At 57.0% G+C, this 16,555-nt stretch carries 18 protein-coding genes and 2 tRNA genes; 8 read left to right on the top strand and 12 right to left on the bottom strand.

Features of this window, described 5'->3' with window-relative positions; translation table 11 throughout:
• Positions 1 to 8: 8 nt before the first annotated feature.
• A complete protein-coding gene (dacB, locus tag UIB01_RS09120; protein ID WP_038659231.1) occupies positions 9 to 1,466 on the bottom strand; it encodes a D-alanyl-D-alanine carboxypeptidase/D-alanyl-D-alanine endopeptidase in 1,458 nt (485 codons plus the stop codon).
• A 274-nt stretch (positions 1,467 to 1,740) separates the two neighbouring features.
• Between dacB and UIB01_RS09125 the strand changes: the two genes are divergently transcribed.
• Positions 1,741 to 2,085 carry a YggL family protein gene (locus tag UIB01_RS09125; protein WP_038659234.1) on the top strand — a complete coding sequence of 115 codons (345 nt, stop codon included), beginning with the start codon at positions 1,741 to 1,743 and terminating at the stop codon, positions 2,083 to 2,085.
• On the opposite strand, the gene UIB01_RS09130 is transcribed toward UIB01_RS09125, so the two are convergent.
• The 6 genes from UIB01_RS09130 to UIB01_RS09155 all read right to left on the bottom strand — a co-directional run bounded on the left by UIB01_RS09130 (position 2,069) and on the right by UIB01_RS09155 (position 7,275).
• A complete protein-coding gene (locus UIB01_RS09130) occupies positions 2,069 to 3,163 on the bottom strand; it encodes an FUSC family protein (protein ID WP_038659237.1) in 1,095 nt (364 codons plus the stop codon). The genes UIB01_RS09125 and UIB01_RS09130 overlap by 17 nt on opposite strands.
• Positions 3,164 to 3,167: 4 nt before the next feature.
• Positions 3,168 to 4,499 (bottom strand): deoxyguanosinetriphosphate triphosphohydrolase, encoded by a 1,332-nt coding sequence (locus UIB01_RS09135; protein ID WP_038659241.1) that lies wholly within the window; start codon positions 4,497 to 4,499, stop codon positions 3,168 to 3,170.
• A gap of 163 nt (positions 4,500 to 4,662) precedes the next feature.
• Positions 4,663 to 4,983: a hypothetical protein gene (locus UIB01_RS09140; protein ID WP_038659244.1), complete on the bottom strand. Its 321-nt coding sequence runs from the start codon at positions 4,981 to 4,983 to the stop codon at positions 4,663 to 4,665.
• On the bottom strand, positions 4,980 to 5,360 hold the full coding sequence (locus tag UIB01_RS09145; protein WP_038659246.1) for a phage holin family protein: 381 nt from the start codon (positions 5,358 to 5,360) through the stop codon (positions 4,980 to 4,982). Before UIB01_RS09145 ends, UIB01_RS09140 begins: the two co-directional genes overlap by 4 nt.
• Before the next feature lie 14 nt (positions 5,361 to 5,374).
• A complete protein-coding gene (locus UIB01_RS09150) occupies positions 5,375 to 5,776 on the bottom strand; it encodes an ElaB/YgaM/YqjD family protein (RefSeq protein ID WP_038659249.1) in 402 nt (133 codons plus the stop codon).
• Positions 5,777 to 6,003: 227 nt separating this feature from the next.
• On the bottom strand, positions 6,004 to 7,275 hold the full coding sequence (locus UIB01_RS09155; RefSeq protein WP_038659252.1) for an OprD family porin: 1,272 nt from the start codon (positions 7,273 to 7,275) through the stop codon (positions 6,004 to 6,006).
• Between the two features lie 419 nt (positions 7,276 to 7,694).
• Between UIB01_RS09155 and UIB01_RS09160 the strand changes: the two genes are divergently transcribed.
• The gene (locus UIB01_RS09160) at positions 7,695 to 7,949 is read left to right on the top strand and encodes a glutaredoxin family protein (RefSeq protein WP_038659255.1); all 255 of its coding nucleotides are present in this window, start codon (positions 7,695 to 7,697) and stop codon (positions 7,947 to 7,949) included.
• Positions 7,950 to 8,027: 78 nt separating this feature from the next.
• Here UIB01_RS09160 and UIB01_RS09165 read toward each other — a convergent pair.
• From UIB01_RS09165 to mobA, 3 genes are all read right to left on the bottom strand, one after another.
• Positions 8,028 to 8,104 (bottom strand) — tRNA-Pro (locus UIB01_RS09165).
• Between the two features lie 146 nt (positions 8,105 to 8,250).
• A complete protein-coding gene (locus UIB01_RS09170) occupies positions 8,251 to 8,472 on the bottom strand; it encodes a YgdI/YgdR family lipoprotein (protein ID WP_038659258.1) in 222 nt (73 codons plus the stop codon).
• Between the two features lie 46 nt (positions 8,473 to 8,518).
• A complete protein-coding gene (gene mobA / locus UIB01_RS09175) occupies positions 8,519 to 9,127 on the bottom strand; it encodes a molybdenum cofactor guanylyltransferase MobA (protein ID WP_038665566.1) in 609 nt (202 codons plus the stop codon).
• A gap of 217 nt (positions 9,128 to 9,344) precedes the next feature.
• On the opposite strand from mobA, the gene UIB01_RS09180 reads away from it, so the two are divergent.
• Positions 9,345 to 10,373: an acyltransferase family protein gene (locus UIB01_RS09180; RefSeq protein WP_038659261.1), complete on the top strand. Its 1,029-nt coding sequence runs from the start codon at positions 9,345 to 9,347 to the stop codon at positions 10,371 to 10,373.
• 77 nt (positions 10,374 to 10,450) lie between these two features.
• Here the strand turns inward: UIB01_RS09180 and UIB01_RS22695 are convergent, their stop codons facing one another.
• Complete coding sequence (locus UIB01_RS22695) at positions 10,451 to 10,738, bottom strand: I78 family peptidase inhibitor (protein WP_080695065.1); 288 nt, start codon at positions 10,736 to 10,738, stop codon at positions 10,451 to 10,453.
• A gap of 222 nt (positions 10,739 to 10,960) precedes the next feature.
• Between UIB01_RS22695 and UIB01_RS09185 the strand changes: the two genes are divergently transcribed.
• Both UIB01_RS09185 and UIB01_RS09190 read left to right on the top strand, forming a co-directional pair.
• Entirely contained in the window at positions 10,961 to 11,362 is a 402-nt protein-coding gene (locus tag UIB01_RS09185; RefSeq protein WP_038659264.1) for a PA2779 family protein, read from the top strand.
• Positions 11,359 to 12,312 carry a PA2778 family cysteine peptidase gene (locus UIB01_RS09190; RefSeq protein ID WP_038659267.1) on the top strand — a complete coding sequence of 318 codons (954 nt, stop codon included), beginning with the start codon at positions 11,359 to 11,361 and terminating at the stop codon, positions 12,310 to 12,312. Before UIB01_RS09185 ends, UIB01_RS09190 begins: the two co-directional genes overlap by 4 nt.
• Positions 12,313 to 12,315: 3 nt before the next feature.
• On the opposite strand, the gene UIB01_RS09195 is transcribed toward UIB01_RS09190, so the two are convergent.
• The gene (locus UIB01_RS09195; RefSeq protein WP_038659270.1) at positions 12,316 to 13,599 is read right to left on the bottom strand and encodes an NAD(P)/FAD-dependent oxidoreductase; all 1,284 of its coding nucleotides are present in this window, start codon (positions 13,597 to 13,599) and stop codon (positions 12,316 to 12,318) included.
• A 168-nt stretch (positions 13,600 to 13,767) separates the two neighbouring features.
• Here UIB01_RS09195 and UIB01_RS09200 point away from each other — a divergent pair.
• The 3 genes from UIB01_RS09200 to infC all read left to right on the top strand — a co-directional run bounded on the left by UIB01_RS09200 (position 13,768) and on the right by infC (position 16,546).
• A tRNA-Val gene (locus tag UIB01_RS09200) sits at positions 13,768 to 13,844 on the top strand.
• Between the two features lie 228 nt (positions 13,845 to 14,072).
• Positions 14,073 to 15,995, top strand: a complete 1,923-nt coding sequence (gene thrS / locus UIB01_RS09205; protein ID WP_038659273.1) for a threonine--tRNA ligase — start codon at positions 14,073 to 14,075, stop codon at positions 15,993 to 15,995.
• On the top strand, positions 15,995 to 16,546 hold the full coding sequence (gene infC / locus UIB01_RS09210) for a translation initiation factor IF-3 (protein ID WP_180983564.1): 552 nt from the start codon (positions 15,995 to 15,997) through the stop codon (positions 16,544 to 16,546). The genes thrS and infC overlap by 1 nt, the downstream gene beginning before the upstream one ends.
• Positions 16,547 to 16,555: the final 9 nt, after the last annotated feature.

Consider the following 16,555-nt stretch of genomic DNA (forward strand, 5'->3'; position numbering starts at 1 on the left):
GTTCGCTATCAGCGTTGCGCGGTGTTTTCGTTGCGCTGGCTGTAGAGGCTGACCAGCACCTGATCGAGGATCGACGACGCACCCCAGGGTCGCGGATGGTTGAGGATGGCCACGACCGCCCAGACATTGCCGTCGCCGTCGCGACTGTAGCCGGCGATGGCACGCACGGTATTCAAAGTGCCTGTCTTGACATGAGCCTTGCCGGCGACCGGCGTATTGCGCAAGCGCTTGCGCATGGTCCCGTCTACGGCCGCCAGCGGCATCGAAGAGATGAACTCGGCGGAGTACGGGCTACGCCATGCAGCCTGGAGCAAGCTGGCCAGTTCACGTGCGCTAACGCGCTCCGCGCGTGACAGTCCCGAACCGTTCTCGATTACCAGATGCGGGGAAATCAGGCCCTTCTTTGCCAGCCACTGACGGATCACCCGTTGCGCCGCCTTGGCGTCATCGGCGTCCGCCTCGTTGCGGAACGCCGCGCCCAGACTGAGGAATAGCTGCTTGGCCATGGTGTTGTTGCTGTACTTGTTGACGTCGCGAATGATCTCCGTGAGATCCGGCGAGTAGGCCCTTGCCAGCAGTCGTGCGCTGCTGGGCACCTGAGCCACGCGATCGCGGCCAAGGATGCTGCCGCCGAGTTCACCCCAGATCGCCCGTACAGCGCCAGCGGCGTAGCGCTCATGGTCCAGCAGCGAAAGGTAGGTCTGGGAGCTGCAGCCGTCGGCAAGCTTGCCGGTGACCACCACGGTTACGCCATCGGCATCTGCTACCGGGTTGTAGAGCACGTCCGGCCAGCCAGGACATTTCGCTGCTGGCAGTGCTTGCACGCGGTTGTCGATGCGAACGCTGGCGATTGGGGGCTCCACTGCGACATTTACCCTGCCGCCATCGTTGCGCACGATAAAGCGCAGTGCCTTCAGGTTGACCAATAGCGAATCCGGTCCGACCAGAAATGGCTTGTTCTGGTCGCCTCCATCGTCATCGAATATGGGGAGGTCGGGCTGCACGAAGTGGCTGCGATCCAGCACCAGGTCGCCCGTAACCTTATTCACACCATTGGCGCGCAGATCTCGCAGCAGCAGCCAGAGCTTTTCCATGTTCAGCTTCGGGTCGCCGCCGCCTTTGAGATAGAGGTTGCCGTTGAGCGTGCCGTCCACCAGGGGGCCATCAGCATAGAATTCGGTCTTCCACTGGTGATTGGGCCCCAGCAGCTCCAGCGCGGCATATGTCGTGACCAGCTTCATGGTCGAGGCGGGGTTCACCGAAACATCGGCGTTGACGAAGGTGGATGCGGCATTCCCCGTCAGGGGCAGCATGACCAACGACAGTGCTTCGTTGTTGATCTTGTTCGCTTTGAGCGCCTGCTCGACACGGCTGGGCAGCGTCTGGTTCACCCCTGCGGCGAGTGATGGCAAGGCCACAGGCAAAGTAAGAATGGCGAAGCTGATACCGCGGAGGATGTTCTTCATGCGAGCACCTCTGGGCAAACACAGGGGGCTGTTGGCGATGCGGTCTGACATACGATTTCCCACTGCTATTAGGGAACGAGTGCGGGCCATTATGCCCGGGCAGTAGAGGCGCCGTGCCTCTATCCGATAAGCGTAGCTGCGGTACAGGAGTAACTGCAAAGGGATATGCGTGGGTTGGTTGTTCCAGCGCTGCGGTTCTTCACCGGTCATCGCCTTGGCGCGGGCTTGCTGTTAGAGTGCGCGCCGTCATCAAGTAGAAAAAGGATCGCACCAAATGGCTACCAATCGTTCACGCCGCCTGCGCAAGAAACTCTGTGTCGATGAGTTCCAGGAACTGGGCTTCGAGATCAATCTCACCTATCGCGAAGGGATCGAAAGCAAGGCCGTGGATGACTTCCTCGAGGCGTTCATCAGCGAAGCGATGGAGGCCAACGAGCTCGGCTACATCGGCGGCGAAGATTACGGTTTCGTCTGCCTCGGTCGCCGCGGTTCAGTCAGCGAAGAGCAGCGCGCGACAGTCGATGCCTGGCTCAAAGGTCGCAGCGAGCTGGCTGAGTACAGCGTAAGCCCATTGATGGACGTGTGGTATCCGGAAAACCCGATCAGGGCTGAGAAGTAGTCTGCTCGTCTGATCGTCGCGCTGCTGCGAGCTGGGCCTTCCTTCGCGAACGCCTGGCCAGCAGCATATGCAGAAGATGCATAAGTGTTGCGATGAGCAGCGCGACACCTACTCCAATAGCCGCGTTTACAAGGCGAATCTGCGGCAGGTTCCAATCCTGAGCCAGCGTCTCTGCCAGGAGCAGGAATAGTAGAGTTGTCTGCAGCACGAACAACCCGTAGTGGTTCGCCTGAAAAGCTCTCCCCAGCACCACCAGCGGAAGCAGGATCATCACCATCAGCGGTGGATCGGCTAGGCCATGGCCGATGTAGATCAGAATTGCCGCAGCAGCCAATATCCCCAGGCTTGCTTGCAGCGCCCGCACCAGACTGCGCTCCAGGTCCATCTGTAGCGTGGTGAACACCGCCAGCGTCAGCCAGTAGCCTCTCGGCAATTGCGCCATGTTCACGATTACCCCGCCCAATGCACCCGCTAACGTGTAGGTCAGTGCATGCACGCGCCATTGCCGGATTGGTGTACGTCGCGCATGCCGGCGCAGCACCCGCAGAATGCTCATCAGCCTGGGCATGTACGGCCACATGCGAAGCCCGTGCATCCCGCGCATGCCGAACGCCAGCAAAGTCACCCATAGCCCCCCGAGTGCAAACAGCACGGCAATCGCGTAAGGGTTGTTGAACTCGCCGATGCCATATTGCCCCTGGCCAAGACACAGGCAGATTGCCAGGCCGATACCAAGCTTTCCCGCTTCACTGCCGTAGCGTTGCAGCCAGGCTAGAAGCAAGCCGTAGAAAGCGAATAATCCGAGACTGATCAGCGGGTGAGTCGCGGACCAGAAGCCGAGCCCGGCACTACCGGCGCCTAGTGCGATAAGTAACAGCATGCGTAGCATGCCGAAACGATGTAGCGGGTTGGCTTTGGCAGCCTGGAATGCTCCTACGGTCGCCCAGAGAAAGCCTGGGTGACCGCTGAACAGGCCCAGCAACAACGGCAGCGCACAGCCGAAGCCTGCGACCATCGCTGCGCCCCAGGCGGGGCGCCCGGGATGCCAATGGATGCTTTGCCGCAGCAGACGCTTCATGGGTTCAGACCGGGCTGGAGCGACCGGTCATTTCGCCGGCCATTTCCGTGGCGTAACTGTCGGTCATACCGGCGATGAAGTCGATCATGCGCAGGAATGACTGGTACAGCGGGAGCTCAGGGGAGGGCGCGCTACGACCCAGGAGATCGAGGATTCGCTGATTCTTGAATGAGGGGGTGCCGCCTCGATGCTGCTCCAGCGCCGCACCGCAAAACGCGTTAAGTAGTATTTCCAGCGTCGTGTAGGCACCGATCTCGTGTAAGGTCTTGCGCTTGTCCTGGAATATCTTCTGCCGCGCCATCGCTTTTGCCTGCAGTACGCATTCTTTCGCCGGGCCGTGCATGTGCTCGACAAGGTCACCGTGAAGCTCACCACGCAGCAGGCTGCTCTGCTGCTCCACGAACGCACCAGCGGCAGCATTAGTCAGGTGTTCGATTGCTTTGCCTCGCAGGATAGCCAGCTTGCGCCGCCTGGAATCACGAGGGCCGAGCTGGCGATAGGTTTCGGGAATGTCATCACCAACCAGCGCCAGCAACAGCGCTTCGACTTCCGAATACTCCAGCAGCTCCATCTCAAGCCCGTCTTCGAGATCGATGAGGCCGTAGCAGATGTCATCTGCTGCTTCCATGAGGTAAACGAGCGGATGGCGAGCCCAGCGTTGATCGGCAACCTTCGGCAGGTTCAGCTTTTGCGCGATCTGTTCCAGCAACGACAACTCGTTCTGATAACAGCCGAATTTGTGCTTCTTGTACCCCAGCGCCTCGGCATGTTGAGACGTCCATGGGTATTTGAGGTAGGTGCCCAGCGTGGCGTAGGTGAGTCGAGTGCCGCCGTCGAATTGGTGATATTCCAACTGCGTCAGTACGCGGAAGCCCTGGGCATTGCCCTCGAAATTGAGGAAATCCGCACGCTGCGCATCGCTCATGTCATCCAGCCAGCCGCGACCTGCGGCCTGCTGAAACCAACAGCGGATGGCATCCTCTCCCGAGTGACCGAATGGCGGATTACCGATGTCGTGAGCCAGGCACGCCGACTGCACGATCATGCCGAGGTCGGCCGGGCTGCACCATTCAGGCAGGTCGTCACGCAGGACTTCGCCGACTCGCATTCCCAGTGATCGTCCGACGCAGCTCACCTCGAGCGAGTGAGTGAGGCGGGTATGAATATGGTCATTACTGGATACGGGATGCACCTGGGTCTTGCGCCCGAGCCGACGGAAGGCGCCAGAAAAAATGATACGGTCGTGGTCCTTGTGAAACGGGCTACGACCGAGCTCATCGCTGCTATGCGCAGATTTTCCGAGTCGTTCGCGGGTAAGCAGTGTGTGCCAGTCCAAAGACCATCTCCATATTGCCATTAGCGGGCTGGTGCAAAGCTACCATAACCGTCCAGTCGCTGATCGCTACTATCGCACTATGCGACCCGAGCGCGCGCAGGCAGCTTGACCCAGCGTGGAGCTGGATCGAGCTGCTAGTGCTGCAGGTTGTGTGTCTCAGCGTTCAGTGCAGCTTTTTGCGCAACTTTTGCTGGCCTTTGATCAGGGGATAGACCGTCAAGGCGACACGAGCCAACTTGCCCAGCCTGCCCATCCGACGACCGAACAGAGCCAGTACAACCGTGGCGGCAATCATCAGCGGGCCTTTGCCTGAAGATGACTCGGTGGATGAGCGCCGTGAAGTCACGAAACCCTTGATCTGCTGAAGCGGATGGGAAAGTGGTTGTGCATGATAGAGCATCTGCTGGCGATGCATTTCCATTCGAAGGCGCACCAGATCCTTGCGCATGCTCAACTCGTTCGAGGTGCTCAGAGGTCGGCTCATGGCAATAGACGCTCCCGGTTACGCTCCAGCTCTTCGAGCGTCGCTTGGAAAGGTGCTGCGCATTGCTTGGCTAGCGAAATGGCTCGGCTGACGCAGATGATCATGATCACCGCATAAATGGCGCACAATGCCAAGATTGCTGCCATTCGATGGGTTTCCCAAAACGCGATTACGATCGCGGCCGAGAGGCCAACCAGAACTAGCAGACCGAGAATCAGGCTGACGCCTGCCAGGAGAAAAAGCCGAAACGTCCGGGCTTTTTCTTCCTGAACCTCGATGCCCACCAATTCCAGATGTCCTTGAAGCAGGCCAACGAATGCGCCGCCCAGCTTCTTCAGCGACGGCTTTGGGGCTTCGGTGCCGGGCTTCGCTTCCATTGCTGGCTCTCCCATCAGCGGCGTGATATCAGACCAAGCAGAAAGCCGACGCCGGCAGCGATGCCGATCGATTGCCAGGGATGGGTGTGTACATATTCCTCGGTGCACTGGATGGCCGCCTGGCCTTGCTCGCGCATTGAGCCTTCGCGTTCTTTAAGCATTTCACGCGCTTTAGCGATGTTCGCGTTGATCTTGCTGCGCAGTTCTTCGGTCTGGCCGCCTGCAGTTTCCTGCGTGTGCTTGAGCAAGCGCTCAGTGTCACCGATCAGAGTGTGGAACTCTTCGATCAGCGCGTTTTGCGCTGCTTGCAGGTTACGGCGATGGGCGGATGTGTCGAACAGTGGGCGGGTGCTCCCGGCGGGACCCTCGGGAATCGGGGTGTTATCGCTGGTGCCGAAAGTGGACTCGGTAGACATGCGCAGCTCCTCTTGATTCTTCAGGGCGAAAGGCCCCTTTGCCTTAAGTTTCGAGCATGCTGCCGCTGGAAAGGTTCCCGTTTCGTTGGGGGTTTCCACTTGGTATTGAGACTTGGCCGAAGTGGGGATTGGCTTCTCGCTATGCGGTATGATTGGAAGGCACGCAAAAGAAAACCCGCCGAAGCGGGTTTTCTTGTTCTACAGCACGATCATGCTATAGCCGCTAATTACATCAGCGGAATGGTGTAGCTGACGATCAGACGGTTTTCGTCCACGTTGGTCGCACGAAGATAATTGTTGCGAGCAGTCGCGTTACGCCATTTGATATTCAGGTTCTTCAGCGCGCCTTCCTGGAAGGTGTAGCCGATGTCCATGTCGCGCTCCCACTGCTTGCCTTCGGTACCGTTAGCGCGCTCAAAATTGTCGCCAGTGATATAGCGAGTCATGAAGGTCAGACCCGGAACACCGATGGAGGCAAAGTTGAAGTCGTAGCGCGCCTGCCAAGACTTCTCGTCTTCGTTCGCAAAGTCGTTGATCTGGACATAGTTGACCAAGTACGGGTCAGTAGCGCCGCCGACGTAGGCAAAGCCAGTATCGCCACTCATTTTCTGATAGCCGAGACCAAAGCTATGGCCGCTCAGCGAATAAGTGACCATGGCACCAAGAGCTTTGTTATCGACGTTGGTGTTGCCGTCATCTTTGGAGCGGGAGTAGCGCAGATCCGTCTTCAGCGACTGGCCATCAGCGATTGGCAGTACATGTACAAGGTTGTACGTGTGCTGCTTGTACAGGTCTTCCAGGTTGCTGTAGTAGTAAGTCGCGGTCAGGTCTTTGGTCACCTGATAGCTACCGCCGAGGAATCGGAAGTCGTCCGACTCATTGGCAAAACCAGCGTCGGCGGCAACACCGCGGCGGCCGCCTGTGTTTACTGCCATTACTTGGTTATTGGTGGAGTCGCGATGGTTGATGCGGTTGGCATAACCTGCATCCAGTGTCAGCCCCTTGATCTCTTTGGAGATGATCTGGGCGCCTTGCATTGTCTGCGGCAGCAAACGGCTATCGCTAGTGCCGATTGCAGGGTTCTTGAATTGCAGGGTGCCAACTTTCAGAACGGTTTCCGAAACTTTGGCTTTGCCGGTCAGGCCGAGCGAGGACCAGTCACCAGGTGCTTCATTGCCATAGGAGCTGGGCATAAGTCCGCTGCCACCAGTGTCTTCGCTGGAGTACAGCTTCACACCTTGCAGGCCGAGCGCATCGACACCGAATCCTACTGTGCCTTCGGTGTAGCCAGACTCGACGCGGAGCAGAAAGCCCTGGCCCCATTCTTCTTGCTTGCTCTGACCGGGATCTTCGCGGTAATCACGGTTGAAGTAAAAGTTACGCAGTTCCAGGCCAGCCTTGGTGTCTTCGATGAAGGCGGCTTGGGCCATGGTTGGGATAGCCAGTGTTGCTCCCAGAGTGGCGAGGGCCACGCCCCGGGCGATGGGGGTCTTGAGCATTTCTTATTTCTCCTCGTTGGATGATGCTCTGAAGTCGCTCTTTACGGCGCCATGCAATAAAACATTACAGAGGTTTTTCAACCTTTAGACTTTAGTCGCCAAGTCCCTCAAGTCAACGTGCTAGACGGTCGCAGGTAAGTCGCGCAGTTGCTCGACATTCGCGTCCGACTCGTAATCTTGCACAAGACAATGGCCTGGCGGTTAAAGACTAAAGGGTGTACCGGGCAATCTGCGTCGCCGCGGGTGGCTGCATCCTAGCGTTTTGCTCGGGCGGAGTCGAATGGCCATCGCATAATCGCCTGGCGAGTGCGGCTGAATTCACATTTTGTTGTGAGCATATCTGCTTATTGGTGCCCATTAATCAATGGCGAGCCGAGGAGCGCTTGCTAGAATTCATGCATTTAAGGCGAGAACATAGAATGTTGCCGGAATGCCAACTGTTCGGGACTTTAGGCTGTCATCTATGCGAGCAGGCTGAGGAGGTGCTCATGCCTTTGGTCGAATATGGGCTGCTGGTCGAGTTAATCGATATCGCTGAGCGGTCCGACTGGGTGGAGCTTTATGGCTTGCGAATCCCAGTGCTTCGCCGTGTTGATACTGGGGCCGAGCTGGATTGGCCGTTTGAGGCCGAACAGGTGGTGAGCTTTGTTGGAGCGCCGTGCCCTAAGGCATAAGCTACAGGCATAAAAAAAACCGGCTAAGTCAGCCGGTTTTTTTTGTCCAGTTCAGATAAATAACTGAACGACGGGATTTGGTCGGAGCGACTGGATTCGAACCAGCGACCTTCTCGTCCCGAACGAGACGCGCTACCAAGCTGCGCTACGCTCCGAAGATGGCGCGCATTCTACAGAAAAAGTTTTGTTGCACAAGGTGTTAGGCGGGATTTTTTCTAGGTGATCTGTCGGAGATATCGCCCGGTGGGCGGTCCGCCGCGCTGCTGGGTCGCTCTTTTCGCTGGGCGCGGCGGATCAGGGGTTAGAGTTCTCGCACGGTGCGAACTTGGTCCTTGTTTACCTTCCCCGGTTTGCCGTCGATCTGCTCGTACTCATAAAAACCGGACTCGTCATCGTAATCCGGGCGGTCCAGCGTCTGGATTTCGCGGCCGTCGTTTAGGGTAATTACGCTCGGGTTGGCGCAGCCAGCCAGGAGGCCAAAGCTCATCGCTAGGGCAAGTGCGGGAAGAGTGATTGATTGCATGACGCTGTTCCTTCTGCGGATATCGTTACCCATCGGACGAAGCACGTCACCGCGAAGTTCCCGTTGTTGGCATGCCAGTCTTGAGCAATTCTGGCGTGTTGATATTGGCCAGGCGTGGATCGTCCGGTTCTATTCGAAGTTCATTCGCTCCTAGCTTAAGCAGGACGCGTTGGGGGCTCCGTTCACCGTCACGCCAGTACTCGTCGATCTGTTCGTGTAGGTCGGTAGGGATAATGCTGATGAGTGGCTCCCATTGCGCGCCGCGGCGGAGCATGAGCGGCTTGTCCGGAGTACTGAGTGCAGCTGAGTAAATCGAGTGTAGTAACGCTCGGTCGATCAGTGGCGTGTCGCAAGGGAGCAACAGCATCCAGGGGTTGCGAGCAGCTACAAGGCCCGCGCGTATTCCTGCCAGTGGGCCCGGGAATCCTTCCTCTTCGTCTGTTATCAAGCGGTCTGCGTACACGGCATAGCGAGGCTGATTGCGATTGCAAGACAGCAGCAACTCGTCTGTGAGGGGGCGAACAACGTCGTGCAGCCACTCGATGAGCGGGCGGCCCTGCCATTCGATCAGCCCCTTGTCTTGTCCGCCCATGCGCTGCCCTCGACCGCCAGCCAGGAGCAGGATAGAGCAGGACGGCAATAAAGGGTCGGTCATAAAGGCGCTCCGAAAAAAGCCCGAAATAGCAGCGGTGTCGATCGGCAGCAACCGCAGCATTTGCGATGCGAGGCTGCTGCGGGCTCCTGAAAGGCATGCGATGAGCTGAGAGCAGGCTTAAACGAACCTGAAAATCTGTTGTCTATCTGCTTCATCTGCTTTCTCCAGAGCAAAGTGGATGCCGCCTGCTTATTGGCCAGAAAAGGAGAACAAGCACATGCAGGAGAGAAACGTTTGGGTTGATTATGCCAAGGCGATCGGAATCATTCTCGTTGTCTACGGGCATGTCGCGCGCGGAGTTTTCAACGCCGGGCTGCCGATGGACGAGGCTGAGTTCGTGCTCGTGGACAGCATCATCTATAGCTTCCATATGCCGCTTTTCTTCTTTCTGTCGGGTTTGTTCTTCTTCGATTCGTTACAAAAACGGGGCAGGGGTGGGCTGATCATCAATAAGGTGGACACCATCGTCTACCCCTTTATTGTCTGGTCGTTGTTGCAGGGCCTTTTCGAGGTTGCGCTTTCCAATTACACCAATGGGCAGGTGACACTGACTGAAGTGCTGTCGCTGCTCTGGATGCCGCGCGCCCAGTTCTGGTTCCTTTATGCTCTCTTCTTGGTGTTCGTGGTTTGCACATTCCTTTATGCGCGAGCTGACAGGCGATATTTCCTTCCGTTCGTGGTGCTGTTCGGGGTGTTGTTCGTTTTTCAGCAAGACCTGACGATCAATAATATGACGCGCTTTATCCTAGGGAATACGGTGTTCTTCGCGCTGGGTGTGTGGTTCAACGAGGTCAAGGCTTTTTTCTTGGCGCGCTATGCACAGTTGGCTTTGTTCTTCGGGGCTTTGTTCGTCATAGGGCAGTACCTGTTCCATGTGACGTTCGGCATGAACTACACCGACGGCGGGCTTCCGGTGCTGGCGCTCGCGACGGTGTCCATTTTCTTCATGATTGCGTTGTCCATGTGGCTGGGGCAGTTCCGGGTCGATTGGTTCTTGTTCATCGGCGCATCTTCAATGACGATTTACCTCATGCACATTCTGGCGGGCAGTGGGGTGCGGGTAATACTCAGCAAGTTCCTCGGCATTGACTCGATTGCTGCGCACCTTGTGGTTGGAACTCTGATTGGTATCGCCGCGCCTCTACTTGCTCAGGTCGTGATAGATCGCTTCAAACTGCATTTTCTGCTTGCCCCCCCAAAGCGGATTTCTGCGTCCCATCTACGCATGCGCAAGGCAATGGCATAGCGGGTCTTGCCCTCAAGCCGCCTCACCGGTTGTTAGGTTGAGGCGGTAATCGACGTGCGCCTGGTTGGTCCTGGCAGTCAGCCGCAGCTGACTCGCTCTATTGTCATGCCTGCACCGGTATTGAGGTTCAAGCGCCGGGAATCGTATTCCAGCGTGACAACGTCATCGGGTCCGATTATGCGAGCAGTATTCGCCCCTGATTGGTGCTTGGCTTGCTCGAGTAGCTCAGGCGTCGCTGTTTTGCCTACGAGGTTGCTCACGGCCTCGGAGTTGCAAGTCTCTTGTGTGTGGTGGGATCCGCTTGGAGGCGTAGCGCCGGATTTGCAGCCAGTCACCAGCGTTGGCAATGTCAGCAACAGCAGCATGGAAAGTGTGTGTCGATTCACGGGCGTTCCCTATTCATTCGTTATCTTTGATCGAAGCTATTATTAAAGCTGCGAGCAGCTAGGTTAAAGGACGGACTAGCAAGACGTAGTGGGAGGTTGAAAAATCGATCACGGTCAGGGAACCGAAGCGGCGCTGACTCGTCATATTGGCTGATGGCGCTTTGCAATCCTCAGTTGACGAAAAAAACAAGGAGTTTCGCTATGTTCAATTCCCCTCTGCTCAAGCGAGTCGCGACAGTGCTGGCTGCTTTGCATCTTCTTCTGGTGGCGCAGATTCCGCTGGCTCAGGCAGCCATGATCGGCACGCCGGAAGTCGTTGCAGAGCATCAGCAGCAGGTAGACAGGCAGCAGTTGCTGACCATGCTGGATGATCAGGATGTGCAGAAGAAGCTCGAGTCGATGGGAGTCGAGCGTGAGCAGGTCGAGAAGCGCATCAACGGACTGACCGCTGCGGAGCTGGCTCAGTTCAATCAGCAACTTGATCAAGCGCCGGCTGGCGCGGGTGTGGTTGGTGTGATCGTGCTTTTCTTGGTGATCTTCATCATTACCGACATGCTCTGCGCTACTAACATCTTCAACTTCGTCAACTGCATCAACCGTTGAGTCAGCGGCTACTCATACTGCTGCTGATCGGTCTGCTTGGTGGCTGTGCTCGGACGACGGTGACAACTGTCGACGATCCACAGCTTCCGGCGCGAGCTGAGCTGCTCGATGTGCCGTTCTACCCGCAGGAAGATTACCAGTGCGGACCCGCTGCGCTAGCGACAATGCTCTCGCAGCGGGGTATCACCGCAACGCCGGATGCTCTGGTGGATCAGGTGTACATCCCCCAGCGCAAAGGCAGCCTGCAAGTAGAAATGGTCGCTGCCGCTCGCTCAAGTGGGCTTCTCGTATACCCGCTGCAACCCCGTCTGGACAATTTGCTTGCCGAAGTTGCGGCGGGCAATCCGGTCTTGGTACTGCAGAACCTGGCGTTTGATCGTTGGCCGCAATGGCACTTCGCTGTGGTAGTGGGCTATGACCTTTCTAAGCAGCGGATTGTTTTACGTTCCGGCACGACGAAACGTTGGGTAGGTAGTTTTGGAGAATTCGAACGGTCTTGGGCCAAGGCCGAACGCTGGGCCGTTGTTACGCTCAAACCTGATCAGATGCCGCACACCGCACAGGAAACAGTCTGGCTGCGTAGCGCGAGCGATCTGGAGGAGGTAGGTCAAGCGCGTGCTGCCCGCATCGCTTACGAGGCTGCTGCGGAGCGCTGGGATTCCGCGCTCTCACTGTTCGCGTTAGCGAACAGTCAATATGCGGCTGGAGAAAAGACTGCAGCCGAAGAGTCGTTGCGTGCGAGCGTACTTCTCGATCCTGGTTTCGCCATCGGATGGTTCAATCTCTCGCAGGTGCTGGCCGAGCAGGGTTGTGCCTCCCTTGCTCGAGACGCGCATGCGTGTGCTATACGCATTGCTCCGAATGATGAGCGCCTCAGAGTCCCGCTGCCCGTGGGAGAGGGCGGCCGAGCGGCTCAGTGCCTGCCAGTTCCACCCTGTTCTCCGCCCTGATTTTCAGAACCCGAGCCGGTCGCGCAGACTGTAATACATTGCGCCGAGCGCGCTGAGCGGAACCTGAAAGCGCTGCCCTCCTGGAAATGGATAATGAGGCAGGCTCGCAAACGCATCGAATCTCTCCGCTTGGCCGCTGAGGGCTTCGGCGATAACCTTTCCGGCGACGTGCGTATAAGTAACGCCGTGACCGCTGCACCCTTGCGAGTAGTAAATATTGGAGCCCAGTCGTCCGACCTGGGGCAATCGTGAAAGCGTCAGCAGGAAGTTGCCGGTCCAGGCGTAGTCGATCTTCACCTTTTGCAACTGCGGAAAGGTCTTCAGCATTTTGGGGTGGATGATGGATTCGATGTCGGCCGGATCGCGCGCGCCATAGACAACACCGCCGCCGTAGATGAGGCGCTTATCGGCAGAAAGCCGGTAGTAATCGAGCAGGTAATTGCAGTCTTCGACACAGTAGTCCTGCGGCAGAAGATTGCGCGCGAACTCATCGTCTAGCGGCTCGGTTGCTATTACTTGAGTGCCGCAAGGCATTGATTTGGCCGCCAGCTCGGGAACCAGATTGCCGAGGTAGGCATTGCCTGCGACCACAACGAACTTAGAACGTACGACTCCATTTGGGGTATGGACTAGTGGTGTTTCGCCTCGCTCGATTCGGATGGCGGGGGAGTGTTCGTGGATAACTCCGCCCAGCGATTCGACGGCAGCTGCTTCACCGAGTGCCAGATTGAGCGGATGAATATGGCCGCCTTGCTTGTCGAGCATCCCTCCAGCGTAACGGTCACAGGCGACTACTTGTCGTATGCCTTGGCCATCCAGTAGCTCAAGGTGCTGGTAACCGTATCTCTCCCACAGTGCCTTTTGGGTTTCGAGGTGATGCATCTGCTTCTGGTTGAAGGCCGCAAATATGCCGCCGTCTTTCAGGTCGCACTGAATGCCATAGCGTGCTACACGCTCACGGATGATTCGTCCGCCTTCGAATGCCATATCTCCGATTAGCTTCGCTGCCGAAGCGCTCGCACTACGCTCAATGCTGTCAAGGTCTCGGCTGTAGCTGTTGACGATCTGGCCGCCATTGCGCCCAGAAGCGCCGAAGCCAACCTTCGCGGCCTCTAATACGATTACGCTGAAACCCTTTTCTAGGAGAAACAGGGCCGTAGATAAGCCGGTGTATCCAGCACCGATCACGCACACGTCGGCCTGCTTGTTGTCTTGGAGTTCCGGCCGAGCAGCTGTCGGGTTGGCCGTCGCTGCGTAGTAGGAGGCGGGATAGCTGTTGTGCAGCATCTTGGATTCCCTGTTCTGAATTTTTTACGCATGCTAGCGCTTGAGTCTGCAGTTCGCCAGTACGAAGGCAGGGCGGGCAGAGATTTTCAAAATTTCCAAATATCAGTGGGTTAGAAGAAAAAACTGCTTGACTCTTTTTTTCCTGGCTTTAGAATGCGCCCCCATCGAAGGCACATAGCTCAGTTGGTTAGAGCACCACCTTGACATGGTGGGGGTCGTTGGTTCGAATCCAATTGTGCCTACCAATTCGAATAAAAGGGTCGCTTAGGCGACCCTTTTTTTTGGCCTGCTTGTCAGGTCCCGGCGTTTCTGAAAGCATCGCCGGTCTTGTTTTCCTTCCAGTGACTTCGATTCGGTCGGGTGAGCCCTAGGCGCCTGCCATTGTGCGGCAGGTATGCTCGCTGAATCGCTTTACTGGCTCATCCCAACCCATGTGGCCTTTGGTACGGGTCACCACTAGGAGAGGAGGCGCCATGCCCACCATTACTCTTCCCGATGGCAGTCAGCGTTCGTTCGATCATCCGGTTACCGTGGCTGAAGTGGCTCAGGCTATTGGCGCTGGTTTGGCCAAGGCGACCGTGGCAGGAAAGGTCGACGGCAAGCTGGTCGATGCTTGTGATCTGATCGAAAAAGATGCAGTGCTGCAAATCATCACGCCAAAGGATGAGGAGGGGCTGGAGATCATTCGCCACTCCTGTGCGCACCTCATCGGGCACGCTGTGAAGCAGCTTTACCCGGCCGCCCGAATGGTCATTGGGCCGGTTATTGATGAGGGCTTCTACTACGACATCGCCTATGAGCGGCCTTTCACGCCGGATGACGTCGCTGCCATCGAGCAGCGTATGAAAGAGTTGATCGATCGCGACTACGATGTCATCAAGAAGGTGACGCCGCGAGCTCAGGTAATTGAGGTGTTCGCCTCGCGCGGTGAGGATTACAAGCTTCGCCTGGTCGAGGATATGCCCGATGAGCAGGCTATGGGTTTGTATTACCACGAAGAATACGTCGACATGTGTCGTGGTCCGCACGTGCCGAATACGCGCTTTCTGAAGTCTTTCAAGCTCACCAAGCTGTCTGGCGCCTATTGGCGTGGGGATGCAAAGAATGAGCAGCTCCAGCGTATCTACGGTACGGCCTGGGCCGACAAGAAGCAGCTGGCTGCTTATATTCAGCGTATCGAGGAGGCCGAAAAGCGCGACCATCGCAAGATCGGCAAGCGTCTAGATCTGTTCCATACGCAGGAAGAGGCGCCTGGGATGGTCTTCTGGCATCCCAATGGATGGACGCTGTATCAGGTGCTTGAGCAATACATGCGCCAGGTTCAGCGCGAAAACGGTTACCTGGAGATCAGGACCCCGCAAGTGGTTGATCGCGTGCTTTGGGAGAAATCCGGGCACTGGGCGAATTACGCCGAAAACATGTTCACGACTGAGTCGGAAAGTCGTGATTATGCGATCAAGCCGATGAACTGCCCGTGTCATGTGCAGGTTTACAACCAGGGCTTGAAGAGCTATCGCGAACTACCGCTGCGGCTGGCCGAATTTGGCGCTTGCCACCGTAACGAGCCGTCTGGTGCGCTGCACGGCATCATGCGGGTGCGTGGCTTTACTCAGGATGATGCGCACATCTTCTGCACGGAAGAGCAGATGCAGGCCGAGTCGGCGGCGTTCATCAAGTTGACGCAAGCCGTGTATGCCGATTTCGGTTTTTCGGATATCGAGTTGAAGCTGTCGACCCGTCCTGAGAAGCGCGTCGGCTCCGATGAGCTCTGGGACAGGGCAGAGGCGGCGCTGGCGGCGGCGCTGGAAAGTGCTGGGCTGCCGTACGATCTGCAGCCGGGCGAGGGAGCTTTTTATGGCCCCAAGATCGAGTTCTCTTTGCGCGATTGTCTCGGTCGGGTGTGGCAGTGCGGTACCCTGCAGCTGGACTTCAATCTTCCGGTACGGCTGGGCGCAGAGTATGTCAGCGAGAACAACGATCGGCAGCATCCGGTCATGCTGCATAGAGCTATCCTCGGCTCGTTCGAGCGTTTCATCGGCATTCTGATCGAGCACTACGAAGGGGCTTTTCCTGCCTGGCTCGCGCCGACGCAGGCGGTGATCATGAATATCACCGATAAGCAGGCGCCTTTTGCCGCTGAAGTCGAAAAAACGCTCGTCCAAAGCGGATTTCGTGCCAAGTGCGACTTGAGAAACGAAAAGATCGGCTTTAAAATCCGCGAGCATACTTTGCTCAAGACTCCTTATCTCTTGGTTATCGGGGATCGGGAGGTTGAGACACGATCCGTTGCTGTGCGCACCCGTGAAGGCGTCGATATGGGCTCCATGCCCCTCGAGCAGTTCGCGCAGTTGTTGGCACAGGCGGTTTCCCGGCGTGGTCGCCAAGAATTGGAGTAATGACTATTAAGCGTGAAATGAGACAGGATAAACGAGCTGCACCCAAGGCCCCGATCAACGAGAATATCTCGGCTCGTGAGGTCCGTTTGATTGGTGCTGACGGCGAGCAGATTGGCATCGTCTCGATTGATGAAGCGCTGCAAGTAGCTGAAGAAGCCAAGCTGGATCTGGTTGAAATTTCCGCCGATGCGAATCCTCCGGTATGTCGGATCATGGATTACGGCAAGCATCTGTTCGAGAAGAAGAAGCAGGTAGCTGCGGCGAAGAAGAATCAGAAGCAGATTCAGGTTAAAGAAGTAAAGTTTCGTCCAGGGACGGAAGAAGGGGACTACCAGGTCAAGCTGCGCAATCTGGTGCGTTTTCTGAGTGACGGGGACAGGGCCAAGGTATCCTTGCGATTCCGCGGCCGTGAGATGGCCCATCAGGAGCTGGGGATGGAGTTGTTGAAGCGGGTCGAAACCGATCTCGCTGAATATGGCTCGGTCGAACAGCATCCGAAGATGGAAGGACGCCAGCTGATCATGGTCATCGCTCCCAAGAAGAAAAAGTAACCTCCAGGG

The sequence above is a fragment of the Stutzerimonas decontaminans genome (genome assembly GCF_000661915.1).
In the GTDB taxonomy this organism is placed as follows: domain Bacteria; phylum Pseudomonadota; class Gammaproteobacteria; order Pseudomonadales; family Pseudomonadaceae; genus Stutzerimonas; species Stutzerimonas decontaminans.

Coding starts and splice junctions, on each gene's coding strand:
- UIB01_RS09150 (WP_038659249.1), bottom strand. CDS start 5,776: ATGTCTACCGAGTCCACTTTCGGCACCAGCGATAACACCCCGATTCCC.
- UIB01_RS09160 (WP_038659255.1), top strand. CDS start 7,695: ATGTTGCCGGAATGCCAACTGTTCGGGACTTTAGGCTGTCATCTATGC.
- UIB01_RS09170 (WP_038659258.1), bottom strand. CDS start 8,472: ATGCAATCAATCACTCTTCCCGCACTTGCCCTAGCGATGAGCTTTGGC.
- infC (WP_180983564.1), top strand. CDS start 15,995: ATGACTATTAAGCGTGAAATGAGACAGGATAAACGAGCTGCACCCAAG.
- UIB01_RS09130 (WP_038659237.1), bottom strand. CDS start 3,163: ATGAAGCGTCTGCTGCGGCAAAGCATCCATTGGCATCCCGGGCGCCCC.
- UIB01_RS09185 (WP_038659264.1), top strand. CDS start 10,961: ATGTTCAATTCCCCTCTGCTCAAGCGAGTCGCGACAGTGCTGGCTGCT.
- UIB01_RS22695 (WP_080695065.1), bottom strand. CDS start 10,738: ATGCTGCTGTTGCTGACATTGCCAACGCTGGTGACTGGCTGCAAATCC.
- UIB01_RS09195 (WP_038659270.1), bottom strand. CDS start 13,599: ATGCTGCACAACAGCTATCCCGCCTCCTACTACGCAGCGACGGCCAAC.
- UIB01_RS09125 (WP_038659234.1), top strand. CDS start 1,741: ATGGCTACCAATCGTTCACGCCGCCTGCGCAAGAAACTCTGTGTCGAT.
- UIB01_RS09155 (WP_038659252.1), bottom strand. CDS start 7,275: ATGCTCAAGACCCCCATCGCCCGGGGCGTGGCCCTCGCCACTCTGGGA.
- UIB01_RS09140 (WP_038659244.1), bottom strand. CDS start 4,983: ATGAGCCGACCTCTGAGCACCTCGAACGAGTTGAGCATGCGCAAGGAT.
- UIB01_RS09145 (WP_038659246.1), bottom strand. CDS start 5,360: ATGGAAGCGAAGCCCGGCACCGAAGCCCCAAAGCCGTCGCTGAAGAAG.
- dacB (WP_038659231.1), bottom strand. CDS start 1,466: ATGAAGAACATCCTCCGCGGTATCAGCTTCGCCATTCTTACTTTGCCT.
- thrS (WP_038659273.1), top strand. CDS start 14,073: ATGCCCACCATTACTCTTCCCGATGGCAGTCAGCGTTCGTTCGATCAT.
- mobA (WP_038665566.1), bottom strand. CDS start 9,127: ATGACCGACCCTTTATTGCCGTCCTGCTCTATCCTGCTCCTGGCTGGC.
- UIB01_RS09180 (WP_038659261.1), top strand. CDS start 9,345: ATGCAGGAGAGAAACGTTTGGGTTGATTATGCCAAGGCGATCGGAATC.